Below are 16185 nucleotides of genomic sequence, written 5' to 3'. Positions count from 1 at the left end.
CGACCCGCTATAGGTAAGGATAAAGCCAGAGACGGCGGGACCGCCGGCCCGCGGGCCGGCGTATTTGCCGTTCTTGAATTCAAGGCCGCGTGGCCGCGGCCTGCTGCGTCAGTCGACCTTGCGCAGCGTCTTGACTACGTCATCGCTGGGCAGCAGATCGCCGCCGTCGAAGTATTCGCCCGTAGGCATGGAGCCTTTCTTGCCGTCTTTGTTGACCAGGCGGCCCACGTGCAGCCCGAAAGTGGACTGGTTGTCGATTTCGCGGAAATGGTGATGGCCGAAGGGCGAGTCGAACTCCAGGCCCTTGAAGGCCTTGATGAGGGCTTCGGTATCGGTCGAGCCGGCTTTTTCAATGCCTGCCGCGATGGCCTTGACCGTGGCATAGGCCACGACCGAGTTCAGGCGCGGATACTCGCCGTACTTGTCTTCATAGGCCTTCTTGAAGGCGTTGTGCTCGGGCGTGTCGATGCTGGTGTAGGGATAGCCCGTAACGATCCAGCCGTCGGGCGCGTCGCTGCGCAGCGGATCGAGATACTCGGGCTCGCCGGTAAGCAGGCTGACGACTTCGCGGTCTTTGAACAGGCCGCGGGTCTTGCCTTCACGTGCGAACTTGGTCAGGTCGGGTCCGAACAGCACATTGAAGATGGCATCGGGCTTGGCGTCTTCAAGCGCCTGCACGACCGGGCCGGCGTCGAGCTTGCCGAAAGGCGGAGCCTGCTCGGCCACGAACTCGACGTCGGGCTGCAGCTTTTTGAGCTCGGCCTTGAACGCCTCGACGGCGGCCTGGCCGTATTCGTAGTTGGGGTAGATGAGCGCCCAGCGCTTTTTGTTGAGCTTGGCGGCGGCGGGCGCCACCGATGCCGACAACTGGTGGGTGCCGTAGCGCATGCGATAGGTGTAGCGGTTGCCGTTCTGCCAGATGACCTTGTCGGACAGCGGCCCCGAGGCCAGGAAGAAGATCTTGCGCTGCTTGGCGTAGTCGGCCACGGCCAGACCCACGTGCGACAGGGTTACACCAGTAAGGAAGTCGACCTCTTCGCGCGAGACGAGTTCTTCGGCAATGCGCACCGCCTCGCCCGCGTTGGCGTTGTCGTCGCGGAAAATGGTTTCAAGTTTTTTACCCAGCACGCCCCCGGCCGCGTTGATTTGCTCTTGGGCCAGTTCCCAGCCCTTTTTATACGGACCCATATTGGCCGGCAGGGCCTTGTAGCTGTTGATCTCGCCGATGAGGATGACGTCGTCGTCTTTGGCCTGGGCTTGCCCCGCCAGGCTTGCCATTCCGATCGATACAGCCGCGGCGACGGCTAAAAATTTCCATGACTTCATAGGTGTCTCCCAGGACGTGCCTTGTGATGTAGGTTGCTTGTTATTGGGTGGGCGCCCAGCGCGATTCCGCCCTAAAAAATGTAGCCAACACTTAATTTAAATGTAGTGGTCACTAAATTGTTGGAAAAATACTAAGGGAATATTTTGGAGGGCGCAATGTGGGTAAGCCCTTATATTCAGGTTTTTTTTGTGTTGGCTGTAACTATATGTAATATTTGTGCCGATATGGTGCGCTTCCTTGGATGCGCACCAGGGAAAGCACCAGATCGAGGCCGGGTGCGAAACACAGGCGGACGACATGGCATAGCCAAAAAAAGCCGCGCCCGAAGGCGCGGCTTTAGCCGATGGAGCACACCAGGTCGGTGTCGTTGGGCGGCACTCCCATGCTGTTCTTGGCGGCGGCCACGTCCATGTCGCGCGGCAAGGTAACGCCGTTCTTTACGGCCAGTACTTCGGCCATGATGCTGACAGCGATTTCAGAGGGGGTTTTGCTGCCGATGAATATGCCTATGGGGCCGCGCAGGCGGGCCAGCGACTCTTCGGTCTGGTCGAAATACTCGATAAGGCGCTCGCGCCGCAGGTTGTTGTTGCTGCGCGAACCGATGGCGCCGATGTAGAAGGCCTCGGTTTCAAGAGCCTCGAGCAGGGCCAGGTCGTCGAGCTTGGGATCGTGCGTAAGCGCGATGATGGCCGAGCGGCGATCGGCGCGGAATTCGCGCACCACGTCGTCGGGCATTTCGGCGGTAAGTTCGGCGCCCGCAACAGACCAGTTGCCCCGGTACTCTTCGCGCGGATCGCACACCGTAACGGTGAACCCATTGAAAAGCGCCATGGTGGCCAGGTACTCGGTAAGCTGGCCGGCGCCGATAAGCAGCATGCGGTACTCGGGACCGAAGTTGTTCAGCAGCACAGTGTCGGAAATGCTGAGATCAGAGGGCTGCTCGGCCATGCGCAGCGAAACGTGGCCATCGGCCAGCCGCACCTCGCGCTGCATGAGCTTGCCGTTTTCAAGCTGGGCGACCAGCTCGCTTAAAGGCTGGGGCTCGGGGTCGAACTCAAGCAGCAGTTCCAGGGTGCCGCCACAGGGCAGGCCGAAGCGGTGGGCCTCGTCGGCACGGATGCCGTACTTCAGAAGCTGGGGGGCGCCCTGCGGGATGTCGCCGCCTTCGCCCTTGCCGGAATAGGCGTGGGTGAAGCGGTAGATAAGGTCGTCTTCGATGCAGCCGCCCGAAACGGAGCCCACCACGGTTCCGTCTTCGCACAAGGCCATGATGGAGCCTATGGGGCGCGGGGAAGAGCCCCAGGTGCGAACAACGGTGGCCAGCAAGGCGCGGCGGCCTTTGTGGCGCCAATCGCGCAGAGTGCGTAGAACGACGAGATCGAGATTGTCCATGGCGGTAACCGGTATATTTCTCTTTAAGTATAAGAGCTTCCGGGCCGCGAGGCATGTTTTGCGCCCCGCCGCGGCGAATACACGTTACAACTGGCGCGTGCGGCGGACCAGAGCGGCCAGGCTGTCGGGGCGGTGGTTGTCGCTGCAGGCGACCCTGCCGCCGGCAAACACGGGCGCGGTCAGCCCGCTCAATACCGAGCCGCTGGGCATTTCCAGCGCCAGGCGCGCGCCGCGCTCCCAGGCCAGCCGCACGGTATCGTGCCACAGCACCGGCCGCGCCATATTGAATGCCAGGTCATGGGCGATTTCGCGGCCGTCCCGCAACACGCGGGCACGGCTGGCGCTAAGGTATTCCAGTTGCGGGTTGTGCACGGCCACTTCGTCAAACGCCTGTTGCAGGACAAGGGCGTCTTCATCCAGCAAGGGGCAGTGCGAGGGCACGGCGATGTCGATGCGTGTGGCCCGGGCCGCCCCCTTGGCCAAGGCCAGCGCGGCCACTTTCGCAAGGGCGGCATCGCTGCCGGAAATCACGAGTTGCGCGGGGGCGTTGAAATTGGCCAGATACACCGGCTCGCCGGGGCTATGCACTGCATCGATGAGCGCTTGCAGGGCGTCTGCCGGCAGGCCGCTGATGGCCGTCATGCCATAGCCCGACGGAAAGCGCCGCTGCATGAGGGTGGCGCGCAAATGGACGAGGCGCACGGCGTCTTCGTAAACCAGCACGCCGGCCACCACGGCGGCGGGATATGCGCCTATGGACAATCCGGCCACCATATCGGGCTGGGCGTCGCGCGCGGCCAGCACGGCAGCCATGGCCACGCCGGCGGCCAGCAGGCAGATCTGTGCGGCAACGGTGGAACGCAGGGCATCCGGGCTGTCCCATGCGAGCATGTCTTCGCCCAAGGCCTGGCTGGCCGCCTGGATGGCGGGCCGCGCCTCGGGCAAGGTGGCCAGCCGATTCAACATGCCCGCACGCTGCGAACCCTGCCCGGGGAAAGTGAAAAACACGCTCATCAAGCGCTCCGCGACGGATCGCCGGTGTTTACAGCCATCTGCCCCGCATTGGCCAAAGCAGCCTCTTCTTGCTCGAATGGGTCCTCGGATTCCGCCTTGCCGAAATCACTTGTAGGCACGGGCCAGGGCTGTTTCGTTATTTGGCGATCAATGGGCACCCGCCGCCACGGATCATGGACGAGGATGGGACCCGCGCCGGTTTTCAGCAGCACACGCCGTGGCTCACTGCCTGGTCGCCGTGCACCACGACCCGCCCGTTCCGGATCACAGGCTACCCATTCCTTGAATGCGAAGCCGCCGAAACCGGTGTCGATCTGCATGTCGATGGGGCGCACCGAGCCTTCTACGAGGGCCGCCAATGCACGGACCTGATCCTGGCTCAAGGGCGCCGGCGCGCGTACAAGAAGGTCGATGTCGCTGCCTTCATGCAGCGCCGTCAGGCCAGTGGCCAGCGCGAACCCCAGGCTGCCGGTTGGCCCCCAGGGCAGGCCGATATCGCTCATGACCGACAAGAGACTGTGCAAGATGACAGACAGTTCTGTGCCGGGAAGCCACTCCGGCGCCCCACTCTCTTGCCTGGACTGATGCGCCTGCCCGACCGTGCCCGTGCCCGTGCCCGTGCCCGTGCCCGTGCCATCCATCATTTTGATTGAGCGAACGAGTTGCTCGGGCGGCAGAATGCGCGCGACGGCATGCCGTTCCAGGTAGGCGGCCTGGCGCTGGTGGCGATGGACGCCTCGTATGCCGACGGGCAGCAGGTCCGGGTCGCCTGTATTTTCGCGGCGCAGCACGACGGGGGTGGGGGCGCCGCATTGCAGCCAGTATGCACACCACTCGGGCAAGTTGCCGCGCCAGCGCAAGGCGGCCGGCTCGGCCACCCAGATGAGATCGTGCGGACGAAAGCCATGCGGATCGGCGCAAGGCGCAGCGCCGGGAAAAGCTACATCCAGCTGATCGGCGCAAGTCGCGGTACCGGAAGACGCCGCGCCCAACTGATCCTGAGTGCGCGAACGCCGCGTCAGGCCCCCCATCACTCGCCCCAAAGCTCGCGCATGCGCTCCCGGACGCGGCTCGAAGCGCTGCGGTTTTCCGCGCCCAGACGGCTGGAGAGATCGCGCCTGGCATCGGCGCGTATGTCAGCCACAGCCTCGCACAGCAAGACCCTGGCGGCGGCCAGGTCTTCGACCGTGGGCTGATCGGCGTTCCGGGCCTGCATGGTTTGCCACAACATGCCCAGACCGGCGTAGCTATCGATGTCGTAGGCCATGGGGGGAACGGCGGCCGCCAGGGTCTCCAACTGCTCGACGGTGCGCTGGGTGATGCGCGCGGCCGAGGCCTTGCCCATGGCATGCACCTGCACGCCCGGGTCGCGCAGGGCGATCAGGCGGTTGGCCTGGCAGCCCAAGGCAAGAAAGCCGCCCGATATGGCCTTGCCCACGATCAACCCGATGAAGGGGTGGCCGGCAAGCCGGGCCTGGGCGGCGGCGTCGACAACGGCCGCCAGCGCCTGGTGCAGGCCCAGGCCTTCCTCGAGCCGGCCGTATGCCTGGCTGGGCACGTCCAGCACGGCGACGATGGGCCGCAGCGCCGCATCCGTAGCGCTCTTGCCAGCACCCCCACCAGCCGTAGGGCCCTCGCCAGCGCTCATAGCCATAGCGTCTTTTCCAACGCCCACAGCCGTAGCACCCCCGCCGGTATCCACAGGCGTTGCCCCGCCAGAGGCTCGGCCGGCGCCGGTCAGATCGCGCTCGCACCACTGCCTGATGGCCCGGGCCAGGTGCCAGCCCTCTTCCAGCCCCATCTCGCCATTGCGCACGCGAGGAAAGCGATTGGCTTCATCGGGCACGACGGCAATGTAGCGCGCCTGCTCATTGCCCAGCGGGGCGTCGACAATGCGCACCGTGGCGGGAAAGCCCGCAAGCGCCGGCGCATTGTCCGTCAGGCCGCCCAGCCAGGCCGCGCCACGCGACGCGGCTTGCTCCATCGCTTGCCTCGATGCTTGTTCGAACGGCTGACCCGTTGTCCGTACAGCTGGCTCCCCTTCGCCGTGTTCCGTCTCGTGTCCAGAGACCGGATCTCGTGCCCGCCCCCGTGCAATGGCCTGCCCCACGGCGTCTGCCGCGCTTCCTCTTGTTTCCCGCCCAGGGCTTGACGGTGAGCGTTGCGAGGCGGAGGGAGCCGCCGCCCCCGACCGGGCCGGCGCGGCGCCCCGGGCGGCGCGTACCATGCTGCGCATTTCGGCCGGTTCGGGCACGGGTACAGGCTCGATACCCGCCAGCATGTGGACGAACCCGGAACACTGCTGGCTGCGATGAATGGAGGGCAAGCCGCGCCGCAGGCAACCGAGCAGCCGCTCACGCACCTGGACCACGTCGTCGGCGGCGAATTCGTCGGCCAGGCCCTGGGCATGGCGCTGCTCGCCGCCCGTCAGGCTCCAGATAAAGGGTTTGTCGTGGGAGTCGAGTTCGTCGATGCCGGCCTCTTGCTCGATGACGGCGGGGCCGTTCAAACCCAGCCGGGCCTCGCGGGTGACGATGAGGTAGCTGCACAGCCCGGCGGCAATGCCCATGCCGCCATAGCAGCCGACCGGGCCCGCAATAATGCCCACCACCGGCTGGTGGCGGCGCAATTCGATCATAGCGGCATGGATGTCGGCAATGGCCGCCAGGCCCAGGTTGGCCTCTTGCAGCCTGACCCCGCCGGTTTCCAGCAGCAGCACCGCGCAGGTGGGCACGCCGCGCCGGTTGTCCTCTACAGCCAGCTCGAGCGCGGCGGCAATCTTGGCCCCGCCCACCTCGCCCATGCTGCCGCCCTGGTAGGCGCCGTCTATCGCCAGCACCACGGCGGGCCGGCCATCGATACGGCCCTTGAACACCACTACACCGTCGTCGGCCTGGGCCACGATGCCTTGCCGGGGCAGCCAGGGCGACTTGATGCGGTCGAAGGGGTCGAGCAGTTCGCGGGCGCTGTGCGCATCGAGCAAGGCCAGGGCCCGCGCCCGCGCGTCCAGCTCGATGAAGCTTTCCCGCTGCAATAGCGATGAAGTCATGTCGATACCTTTTGTGTCTGGCGCACGATAGCACCGGCTGCGGCGCGCTCGCTTCGGAAAGGGCTCATGCCGCCCCCGCCTCTTCGAAGGCCTGTTCGATGCGCAGGCGCACCACCCCGGGCGTGGCGCCGCAGTCGTCGATGTCGATGCGCGCCGCGGGCAGGGCGGCCGAGGCAAAGAGACGGTCGAGCACGGCCGACCATACGGCCGCCTTGCCGTCCACGGAAGTGGTGATGCGAATCTCGGTGCGCCCAGCGGCCGGCTCGAGCAGCACCTGCAAGTCGCCCGAGGCCACGACACCGGCAATGGCCCTGCCCTTTGCGGCCCCTTGGGCGGCGTAACTGAATGAGATGGTTTCCATGGCTTCTCCTGATCCGATGTCCTTCTTGATGACAACCCGCCGCACTGCTTTACCGGCTGGGTTCTTGAAGCAACCCAACGCTCTGGCACCCGCGCTCTGCCGCACGCGCACGCCAGTTTCCAGCCCCGCCCGGCCGACACGCTTCAGTATTGCCCGGGTCGCTTGCCCATGAGTCGGCATGAACCAAGGCGCCATCCCTGCCGCGCTCCAGGCCATCCAGGAACAATGCCGCCGCCAGCAGGTCGGCCGCGCCGCCCGGCGACAACCGCCAGGCCAGCGCGTAGTCATTCAAGCGCCGCAGCGCACGCTGCCCCTCGGCGGTGCCGGCTCCGCCGGCGGACAGCACCCCCGCGGCCCTGGCCTGCATGCCGGCCAGGCCCTGCCTGCCGCCGCGCGACAGCAGGCAGGTGTCGTCCAGGCCGGCCATGATGGCCAGCAAGGCGTCCAATCGGCCGGCGTCTTCGCTGGCCCCGAGCCGTCGCGACCGACGAAGCTGCGGCAGCGCGGCGCGCACCACCTGCGGGAAACCCGCCTGGGCCTGGGCCTTGGCGCCGCCCACCCCATAGCGGCGGCGTGCGGCCTCGCCTTTGTTGCCGGTGCAGGTGGGCGCAGCCGGGTCTTCGCAGCGCGCGATCGCACCGGCCCGCGCGGCCAGAACCTGTGCGGAGATGTCGCCCCCCCGCCCCGCGGCCGCAAGCAGCAGGCCCAGCGCCCAGATGGCGCCCCTATGGGTATTCACGCCCCCTGTCGCGTCCAGCATGGCCGCCTCGGCCGAGCGTCCCAGCAAGCCTAGGCGTTCACGCAGGGCCTGCAGCGAGACTTCGCATGAACCTGCCCGGGCCATGGCCACGAAAAATGGGTGCAGAACATGGGCCGAGCGGCACATCAAGGCGAAGCTGAGGTCATCATGCGCGCCGCCGCCCCGACTGTCGGCCAGGCCGGGCTTGGGCGACAGCGCCGCTTCTTCGACCAGTGCGCGCACCGCGGCATCGGCCAGCACGCGCGCCCACCGCTCTGTCGACCCAGCGGAATCCATGCGGGCATGGAACCTTATCCGCTGTGCCGAAGAAGGCATCGATGGGCGCGATTCCAAATGCACCCCGGTGGGAAGTGCCCTATGCACATGGCGTTCCTTGGGGGCCACCCGATTGGTAATAGTGCCATCCCCCCACGGTTCGGAACGAAAAATGCCGTCCATCACCAGCTCCGGAATCGGGCCGGCGGCTTATAAAGCCCGCCCGACCATTCGACCAGATCGGCCACGCTCTTGGCCGCCAGCAGGGAACGGCTGGCCTCGGCCCGGCGCACGCCAAGGTCTTCGGGGAAGGCGACCAGCCCCTCGCTGCGCATGCGGCGCACCTGGGCGGCATCGCTGCGCATGCCCGTGGGCGTAACGCCCGCAACAGCGGCAAGCATCGCCTTGCGTTCATCGAGCGAGCGCGCCTTGTACAGGTAGGCAATGCCCTCTTCGCTCAATACATGGGTCACGTCGTCGCCATAGATCATGACGGGCGCCAGCGGCATGCCGGTGTCTTGCCCCACCTGCACGGCATCGAGCGTTTCGACGAAGGTGGGCCGGCCGCCCTCTTGAAAGGTCTCTACCATCTGCACCACAAGCTTGCGTCCCCTGGCCAGGCCGTCCTGCCCTTCGACAAGGCTCAGCCAGGCCGGCGTGGCGTGGCGCCGACCGCCCGGGTCGTGTCCCATGTTGGGCGCGCCGCCAAAGCCGGTAAGCCGCCCTTTGGTGACCGTGGAGGAATTGGCCTGGCCATCCATCTGCAGGGTGGAGCCGATGAAAAGATCGACGGCGTACTGGCCCGCCAGCTGGCACAGCAGGCGATTGGAGCGCATGGAGCCGTCGGCCCCCGTGAAGAAGACGTCGGGGCGCGCCGCCACATAGTCTTCCATGCCCGATTCGCCCCCGAAGCAATGCACGCTTTCGACCCAACCCGATTCAATGGCGGGAATGAGGGTGGGGTGCGGATTAAGCGCCCAATTGCGGCAGATACGGCCCTTCAGCCCCAGCTTTTCGCCGTAGGTGGGCAAAATGAGCTCGATGGCAGCGGTGTTGAAGCCGATGCCGTGGTTCAGCGAGCGCACCTCGTGCCGCTCGTAGATGCCGCGCAGGGCCATCATGGCCATCAGCACGTGCACGGGCTTGATCAGGCGCGGGTCGCGGGTAAACAGGGGTTCGATGAAGAAGGGCCGGTCGGCCTGCACCACGAAATCGATCCACGACCCCGGCACGTCGACGCGCGGCAGTTCGCCCGGATCGTCCACCACCTGGTTCACCTGGGCAATGACGATGCCGTTGCGAAAGGCGGCCGCCTCGACCAGGACCGGCGTGTCTTCGGTGCTGGGGCCTGTGTACAGGTTGCCCTGGCGGTCGGCCATATAGCCCGCCACCAGCACCACGTCGGGAATCAGGTCCACATACAGTCTGGCGTAGAGCTCGGCATAGGTGTGGATGGCGCCGATCTCGAGCCGGCCGTCTTGCAGCAGCTGCGAGATGCGCAGGCTTTGCGCGCCGGCAAAGGAAAAGTCCAGCCGCCGCGCAATGCCGCGCTCGAAAAGGTCGAGATGCTGGGGCAGGCTGACGCTGGGCATGATCAGGTGCAAGTCGTGCAGCACACCAGGGTCGGCGCGCGCCAGCGAGCGCGCCAGGAAGTCGGCCTGCTTCTGGTTGTTGCCCTCGAGCACCACGCGGTCGCCGGGGTTCAACAGCTGCTGCAGGGCCTGGGTGATGCTGTGGGTGGGCAACACCGCGCCCCGGGCCAGGCCTGCCACGCGGGCAAGGCGGCGCTGCTTTTCGATGGCGCGCCGGTTCCAGCGCGTTTCAGGCAGGGTATTCATGACGGCTTCTTAAAGAATCGGCAGACTCCCACCTTAGTTGCGGAAGCGGCCGGCATCAATCAAGCTGATGGCATATTCATTACGCTTATGCTAATAATTAAGGCCGGAGGCCGCATGAACCCGCAAGACACCCTGACCCTGCGCAAGCTCGACATCTTCCTGGCCTTCATGCGCCTGGGCAACCTGGCGCGCGTCGCCGAAGAAATGGAACTGAGCACGGTCAGCGTGCACCGCGCCCTGCATACGCTGGAAGACGCGGTAGGCTGCCCGCTGTTTCGCCGCGAAGGCCGCAACCTGCAGCCGCTGGACACCGCCTACGCCTTTGCCGGCCATGCGCGGCGCTGCCTGGACGAATGCCGCCAGGGGCTGGAAAAAGTGCGGGACATGGCCGGCGTCAACACGCCGCGGCTGCGCATCGGCTCGCTTTATTCGCTTACCCTGCACTGCATTCCGCAGGTCATCATCGGCCTGAAGCTGCGCCGGCCCGAGCTGCACGTGGACCTTTCCATGGACTCGAGCCGGGGCTTGATCGAATCGCTGCAGAACGGCAGGCTCGACGCCATTATCGTGGGCGCCAATGAACCACCCGAACACCCCGGCCTGCTCTCGGTACCGATGTTCGAAGACGCCCTGTACTTTGCCGCACCGGCCGGGTCGCGCTATGCCTCGGCCACGAAAGACATCGACCTGGCCACGGCCCGCAATGAAAAATTCGTCATGCTGGGCGCCGGTTTCGTTACCTCGGAAAGCTTTATGAACACCTTCAGGCTGGCCGGCTACGAGCCCGACGTGGCGATGCAGGTGGGCGATATTTTTTCGCTGATCAATCTTGTGGGCCAGGGCATGGGCTGCAGCCTGCTGCCCGGGCGGGTGGCGGCCTTCAGCGACCGGGTCTGCCTGAAGACGCTGCAGCCCCGCTATCGTTCGCGCCAGCGCATCGCCCTGATGCTGCCCGGCAGCCGCGAGCACGACCCAAATCTTCAGGCGCTGGCCGCGGAATGCAAAGCGTACGGTTTGAGGAACGATCGGCACCGAGACGGCGTGCGCCAAGATCGGCCACCCAATCCGCCCGCCGATACGGCTCGTTGCTGATCGGCCTTAGCGGTCCTTCTCTGCCGGGCCCTCTTTCCATGCGCTCTTGGCCTGTTCGCCGCGACCGGATGCCGAGGGCTCGTCGCGGCCCTGACGGTTGTCTTCGGCCCAGCGCAGCACAATCAGAATGAACAAGGCCAGCGCCGTGGCCATGATGGCGGTGGTTTCGCGGCCCAGGCCCACAGTGATGCCGATGGCGGCGGCCATCCAGATGGAGGCCGCCGTAGTCAGCCCCTTGATGATGCCGGCCTGGTCGAGCTTAATGATGGCGCCCGCCCCCAGGAAGCCGATGCCGGCCACCACGCCCTGCAGTACACGGCTCATGTCGGCGATTTCCATGCCGCTTTCGGCAGGGGCCAGCACGAACACCGCGGCCCCCAGGGCCACCAGCATGTGGGTGCGCAGGCCGGCCGCCTTGCGCTGCTGTTCGCGCTCGTAGCCGATGAGCCCGCCCAGCAGCACGGCCATCAACAAGCGCACCATGATGCGGGTGGCATCGGCCAGGTCGGCGACGTCGGAGAACTCTTGAACAATCGTAACCCAGATGGTCGCGAACGCGTCGTGCATAATGAGGAAGAGTTCCTTCAATGTGACGCCCCCCGTCGGGCTGGATCAGCATTCAGCGCGACGGGAAAAGCAAGCTTATAGGAGAAGCAAGATGTTCCATGCCATTACCCGGGGTTCGGTCAAGCTCGTAGAACGATATCTGCCCGATCCGTATATTTTTGTACTGCTGCTGACCATTGTAGCGGCGCTTGCGGCCATGCTGGTAGAACAGCAAAGCCCCATGCAGATCATCCAGATCTGGGGCGACGGCTTCTGGGGGCTGCTCAGCTTCACCATGCAGATGCTGCTGGTGCTGCTTACTGGCCACATGCTGGCCAGCACGCCGCCCATCCGCCGGCTGCTGACCCGCCTGGCGCGGCTGGCGCGGGGCGCCGGAAGCGCCATCATCCTCGTCAGCGTCGTTGCCCTGGCGGCAAGCTGGATCAACTGGGGCTTCGGCCTGGTCATCGGCGCGCTGTTCGCCAAAGAGCTTGCCCGACAAGTGCGCGTCGATTACCGGCTGCTGGTGGCCAGCGCGTACTCGGGCTTTCTGGTCTGGCATGGCGGACTCTCGGGCTCGGTGCCCCTTACCATCGCGACAGAGGGCCATTTCTCGCAAGACCAGATCGGCATCATTCCCACTTCGGACACCATATTTGCGCTGTTCAACGTCGCCATCGTCATCGCGCTGTTCGTCGCCGTGCCCCTGGTCAACCGCCTGATGCTTCCGCGCCCCGAAGAAAGCGTCTATGTCGACCCCGCGCTGCTGGCCGAAGAGGATGAAGCAGAGAGCACCAACGACCGGCCCGCGGACAAGCTCGAGAACAGCCGGCTCCTGGCCCTGGTCATCGGCCTTGCGGGCCTGGCCTATATGTTCCACTACTTCGTCATCAGCAGCGGAACCCTCAACCTGAACATCATCAATTTTTCTTTCTTGATGCTGGCGGGCCTGTTGCATGGCACACCGCGACATTTCTTGCACAGCCTGAACCAGGCCATACGAGGCGGCGCCGGCATTGTGATCCAGTTTCCCTTCTACGCCGGCATCATGGCCATCATGATCGAATCCGGCCTGGCCGCCACGCTGTCGGAATGGATAGTATCCCTGGCCACCGACAAAACGCTGGCCTTCTGGACCTTCATGAGCGCGGGCCTGGTCAACATCTTCGTGCCTTCGGGCGGCGGACAGTGGGCGGTGCAAAGCCCCGTGGTGATTGCCTCGGCGCAAGCACTGGGCGCCGACATGCCGCGCGCGGCCATGGCCGTGGCCTGGGGCGACGGATGGACCAATATGCTGCAGCCCTTCTGGGCCCTGCCCGTGCTGGCCATCGCCGGGCTGAAGGCCAAGGACATCATGGGCTACTGCCTGATCCAGCTGTTCGTCTCGGGCGTGATCATCTCGCTGGGCCTGACCTTCCTGTAAGTTCCGCGTACCTTCCTGTACGTACGAAGAACCTTCCTGCAATGTCGGCAAACGTGGTCCCGCCCCTGCCCGGTCGCAGCCGGGGCCACGCCATTTGCCCGCCTAGCCCGAGTTGCGCAAGCCCGCGGCGATTCCGTTTATGGTCAGGTGAATCCCACTCTGGATCTCGCTTTCGACCGCCTCGGTACTGCGACGGCGCCGCGTGTTGCCGCGCAGGCGCCGCAGCAGTTCGACCTGCAATCGATTGAGCGGGTCGACATAGGCGAAGCGCTCGTCAAGCGCGGCGCGCAGTGCCTCGTCATGGGCCAGCAGCTCATGGCCGGCCACTGCCTTGAACATCTCCACCGTCAGGTCGAACTCGGCCTGGATGCGGCCGAATATGCGCTCGCGCAGCGCCTTCTGAGGCACCAGGTCGGCATAGCGGCCGGCAATGCTGAGGTCGACCTTGGCCAACACCTGCTCCATGTTGGACAGCAAGGTGCGAAAGAACGGCCACGAGCGGGCCATGTCGCGCAAAAGCTCCAACCGCTGTTCGGCGCCCGCGGGCGCGCCTTCGCAGCCGTGCTCGACATAGTGCGACAAGGCCGTGCCCATGCCGTACCAGCCCGGCAGCAGCAGACGGCATTGGGCCCATGAAAATCCCCAGGGAATGGCGCGCAGGTCTTCGATCTTCTGGCCGGGCTTGCGGGCGGCGGGTCGCGAGCCGATGTTCAGGCCCGCGATCTCGAGAATGGGCGTGGCGGAAAAGAAGTATTCGGCAAAGCCGGGGGTTTCATAGACCAGGCTGCGATAGGCGCCCTGGGCCAGGTCCGACATGTGATGCATGCCGCCCCCGAAACGGGCCATATAGTCTTCTTCGGCATGGGCGAAGGTGCGCGAAGGCGTCAGGCTGGCCTCGAGCGTGGCCGCCACCAGCAACTCGAGGTGGCTGCTGCCCACCTCGACGTCCTTGTACTTGGCCTGGATGACCTCGCCTTGTTCGGTAAGGCGTATCTGGCCGTTGACGGTGCCGGGCGGCTGGGCCACGATGGCGTCGAAGCTGGAGCCGCCGCCGCGGCCCACCGAGCCGCCACGGCCGTGGAACAGGCGCAGCCGGGTGCGCCGCGCCTTGAACACCTCGACCAGCCGCCGCTCGGCGCAGTACAGCGTCCAGTTGGACGTAAGGTAGCCGCCGTCCTTGTTGCTGTCGGAATAGCCCAGCATCACTTCCTGCACGCCCGCCTGGTCGCGCCGCACGCGCTCGGCCACTTCGGGCAGGCCCAGCCACTCGTCCATGATCTCGGGCCCGCGCTCCAGGTCAGGGATGGTCTCGAAAAGCGGCACCACCATCAGGCCGCCGCCGTCGTCGTGGCGGGCCTGGCCGGGTGGCGCGCAAACGCCTGTTTCCTGCTGCAGCAGCAATACTTCGAGCAGGTCGCTGAGCGTTTCGGTGTGCGACACAATGGCCTGCCCAATGGAGCGCTCGCCGAAGCGGCGGCGGCACTGGGCGGCCATGCGCCATATAGCAAGCTCTTTCTCGGTTTCGTCTGAATAACGCAGCCACGGCGACACCAGCGGCCGGGGCTGGCGGATTTCCTGGCGCAGCAGTTCGATTCTGGCGGTTTCGTCCAGCCGGGCGTAGTCCACGGCCTTGCCGCCATGCTTGGTGCCCGCCGCCCGCAGCAGTTCGGCCACCACCCGTTCGTTCACGTCCGAGCTTTGCCGCAAGTCGAGGGTGGCCAGGTGGAAGCCGAATACCGCCACCGCCTGGCGCAGGCCATCAAGGCGCAGGCGGGCAATGAGCGCGCCGTGCTGGGCCCGCAGCGATTGCGCCATGGCGTCCAGGTCGTGCAGCAGCGCTTCGGGGCCCTCGTAGGCAGGCGCCGCGTAGGTGGGAAACAACGCCAGCGAGCGTCCCAGCAGGGCCTGCGCCGTGGCGGCCAGGCGCGCATAGATGTGGATGCAGGCCCGCCGGTAGGGCTCGTCGCTTCGGTGCGCGGAAGTGTCGCCGCTTTGGCCGGCCAGTTCCTGCAAGGCGGCCGAGGGCTTGGCCAGCGACTGTGACAGCGACAGTTCGGTGCCCAGCACCTTGATCTCGGCCAGGTAATGCTCCATGGCGCATGCGCTTTGCTTCAGCAGCGCCTGCTCGAGGGCGGCGGCATCGACGTTGGGATTGCCGTCGCGATCGCCCCCTATCCAGCTGCCCATGCGCAGGAAAGGCGGCAGCATGCGCGCATCGACGTCGAACACGGAACGGCGCGCCGGCTGCAGCCGGTCGGCAAAATCCTGGTACAGGCGCGGAATGGCATCGAGGAAGGTGCTGCGGTAATAAGACAGCGCATTGTCGATCTCGTCGAGCACCGTAAGCTTTTGTTGGCGCAGCATGCGGGTTTGCCACAGTGTGGCCACCAGGCCTGTAAGGCGCTGCCTGACGCGCATCCTTTCGGCTTCGGTGAGCGCCTCGTCGCACAAGGCCAGCTGCTCGGCAATGGCGCGATGCAGGTCCAGGGTGCTTTTGCGCTGTACCTCGGTGGGGTGGGCCGTGAGCACGGGCGCGATGACGGCGGTTTCAAGATAGCGGCGTATGCGCGCCTTGCCTACGCCGTGGCCGCGCAGCACGTCCAGAGTATGCTGAAGGCTGCCCCGGCCCGGCGCATGCGAGGCGAGCTCCTGGCGGCGGCGGCGCTGTATCTGGTCGCGGTCTTCGGCAATATTGGAAAGATGCAGGAAATATCCAAAGGCGCGCGCGGTCTGGGTGGCCTGGTCGTCGGTCAGGCGGGCGATCTGGCGTTCCAGTGCGCGGCCGTCGCGCACATTGCCTTCGCGCCGCAGCCGCACCGCCACCTGCCGCAGCTTCTCGACCACGTCGAAGGCCCGCTGGCCCTCGCATTCTTTGATGGCTTCGCCCAGTGTCCGGCCCAGCAGCCGCACATAGGCGCGCAGCGGCGGAACGTCTGAATCGGCGAAGAATGACCCAACTGGCGAAACCTGTCTCATGAACCCGTCCTGGTTTTGTTTTGGAATATTGTTGCCTGACACAGCCCACAACTTTAGCAGGATTGACCTTGCGGCCCCCGAATTGGACCGCAAGAATCCGGAATCCCTGTTCGATTTCTTGTACTACTCTTGAGCTGTGTCTTTCTCCGGCC

At 65.6% G+C, this 16185-nt stretch carries 12 protein-coding genes and 1 pseudogene; 2 read left to right on the top strand and 11 right to left on the bottom strand.

All coding sequences use genetic code 11. From position 1 onward, the window contains the following. Window positions 1–108: 108 nt before the first annotated feature. The 9 genes and pseudogenes from C7440_RS00540 to mdcA form a co-directional block, all read right to left on the bottom strand. Entirely contained in the window at window positions 109–1278 is a 1170-nt protein-coding gene (locus C7440_RS00540; protein WP_116517045.1) for an ABC transporter substrate-binding protein, read from the bottom strand. A 385-nt stretch (window positions 1279–1663) separates the two neighbouring features. Beyond that, complete coding sequence (locus C7440_RS00535; RefSeq protein WP_017523847.1) at window positions 1664–2719, bottom strand: XdhC family protein; 1056 nt, start codon at window positions 2717–2719, stop codon at window positions 1664–1666. Between the two features lie 84 nt (window positions 2720–2803). Next, window positions 2804–3733 (bottom strand): malonate decarboxylase subunit epsilon, encoded by a 930-nt coding sequence (gene mdcH, locus C7440_RS00530; RefSeq protein WP_116517044.1) that lies wholly within the window; start codon window positions 3731–3733, stop codon window positions 2804–2806. Then, window positions 3733–4764: a phosphoribosyl-dephospho-CoA transferase MdcG domain-containing protein gene (locus C7440_RS00525; RefSeq protein WP_116517043.1), complete on the bottom strand. Its 1032-nt coding sequence runs from the start codon at window positions 4762–4764 to the stop codon at window positions 3733–3735. Before C7440_RS00525 ends, mdcH begins: the two co-directional genes overlap by 1 nt. Beyond that, window positions 4764–5717, bottom strand: coding sequence for a biotin-independent malonate decarboxylase subunit gamma (locus C7440_RS20255; protein WP_306669707.1), 954 nt, complete (start codon window positions 5715–5717; stop codon window positions 4764–4766). The genes C7440_RS00525 and C7440_RS20255 overlap by 1 nt, the downstream gene beginning before the upstream one ends. 279 nt (window positions 5718–5996) lie before the next feature. Continuing rightward, window positions 5997–6782: pseudogene (locus C7440_RS19925) on the bottom strand (biotin-independent malonate decarboxylase subunit beta); the annotation flags it as partial. Between the two features lie 64 nt (window positions 6783–6846). Further along, window positions 6847–7143 carry a malonate decarboxylase subunit delta gene (locus tag C7440_RS00515; protein WP_017523851.1) on the bottom strand — a complete coding sequence of 99 codons (297 nt, stop codon included), beginning with the start codon at window positions 7141–7143 and terminating at the stop codon, window positions 6847–6849. Window positions 7144–7192: 49 nt separating this feature from the next. After that, entirely contained in the window at window positions 7193–8179 is a 987-nt protein-coding gene (locus C7440_RS00510; protein WP_218940590.1) for a triphosphoribosyl-dephospho-CoA synthase, read from the bottom strand. Between the two features lie 161 nt (window positions 8180–8340). Continuing rightward, window positions 8341–9996 carry a malonate decarboxylase subunit alpha gene (gene mdcA, locus C7440_RS00505; RefSeq protein WP_116517040.1) on the bottom strand — a complete coding sequence of 552 codons (1656 nt, stop codon included), beginning with the start codon at window positions 9994–9996 and terminating at the stop codon, window positions 8341–8343. A gap of 114 nt (window positions 9997–10110) precedes the next feature. Here mdcA and C7440_RS00500 point away from each other — a divergent pair, with 114 nt between their 5' ends. Further along, the gene (locus tag C7440_RS00500; protein WP_116517039.1) at window positions 10111–11088 is read left to right on the top strand and encodes a LysR family transcriptional regulator; all 978 of its coding nucleotides are present in this window, start codon (window positions 10111–10113) and stop codon (window positions 11086–11088) included. A gap of 6 nt (window positions 11089–11094) precedes the next feature. On the opposite strand, the gene C7440_RS00495 is transcribed toward C7440_RS00500, so the two are convergent. Continuing rightward, entirely contained in the window at window positions 11095–11655 is a 561-nt protein-coding gene (locus C7440_RS00495) for an MgtC/SapB family protein (protein WP_116517038.1), read from the bottom strand. A gap of 91 nt (window positions 11656–11746) precedes the next feature. Here C7440_RS00495 and C7440_RS00490 point away from each other — a divergent pair, with 91 nt between their 5' ends. Then, the gene (locus C7440_RS00490) at window positions 11747–13057 is read left to right on the top strand and encodes a short-chain fatty acid transporter (RefSeq protein WP_017524943.1); all 1311 of its coding nucleotides are present in this window, start codon (window positions 11747–11749) and stop codon (window positions 13055–13057) included. A gap of 102 nt (window positions 13058–13159) precedes the next feature. Here the strand turns inward: C7440_RS00490 and ppc are convergent, their stop codons facing one another. After that, window positions 13160–16033: a phosphoenolpyruvate carboxylase gene (ppc, locus tag C7440_RS00485; RefSeq protein WP_017524944.1), complete on the bottom strand. Its 2874-nt coding sequence runs from the start codon at window positions 16031–16033 to the stop codon at window positions 13160–13162. Window positions 16034–16185 lie beyond the last annotated feature (152 nt).

It is taken from the genome of Pusillimonas noertemannii (assembly GCF_003096595.1).
GTDB classification, from domain to species: domain Bacteria; phylum Pseudomonadota; class Gammaproteobacteria; order Burkholderiales; family Burkholderiaceae_B; genus Pusillimonas; species Pusillimonas noertemannii.
The sequence above is the reverse complement of the archived record's forward strand: the minus strand, read 5'-3'. Positions and strand labels throughout refer to the sequence as shown.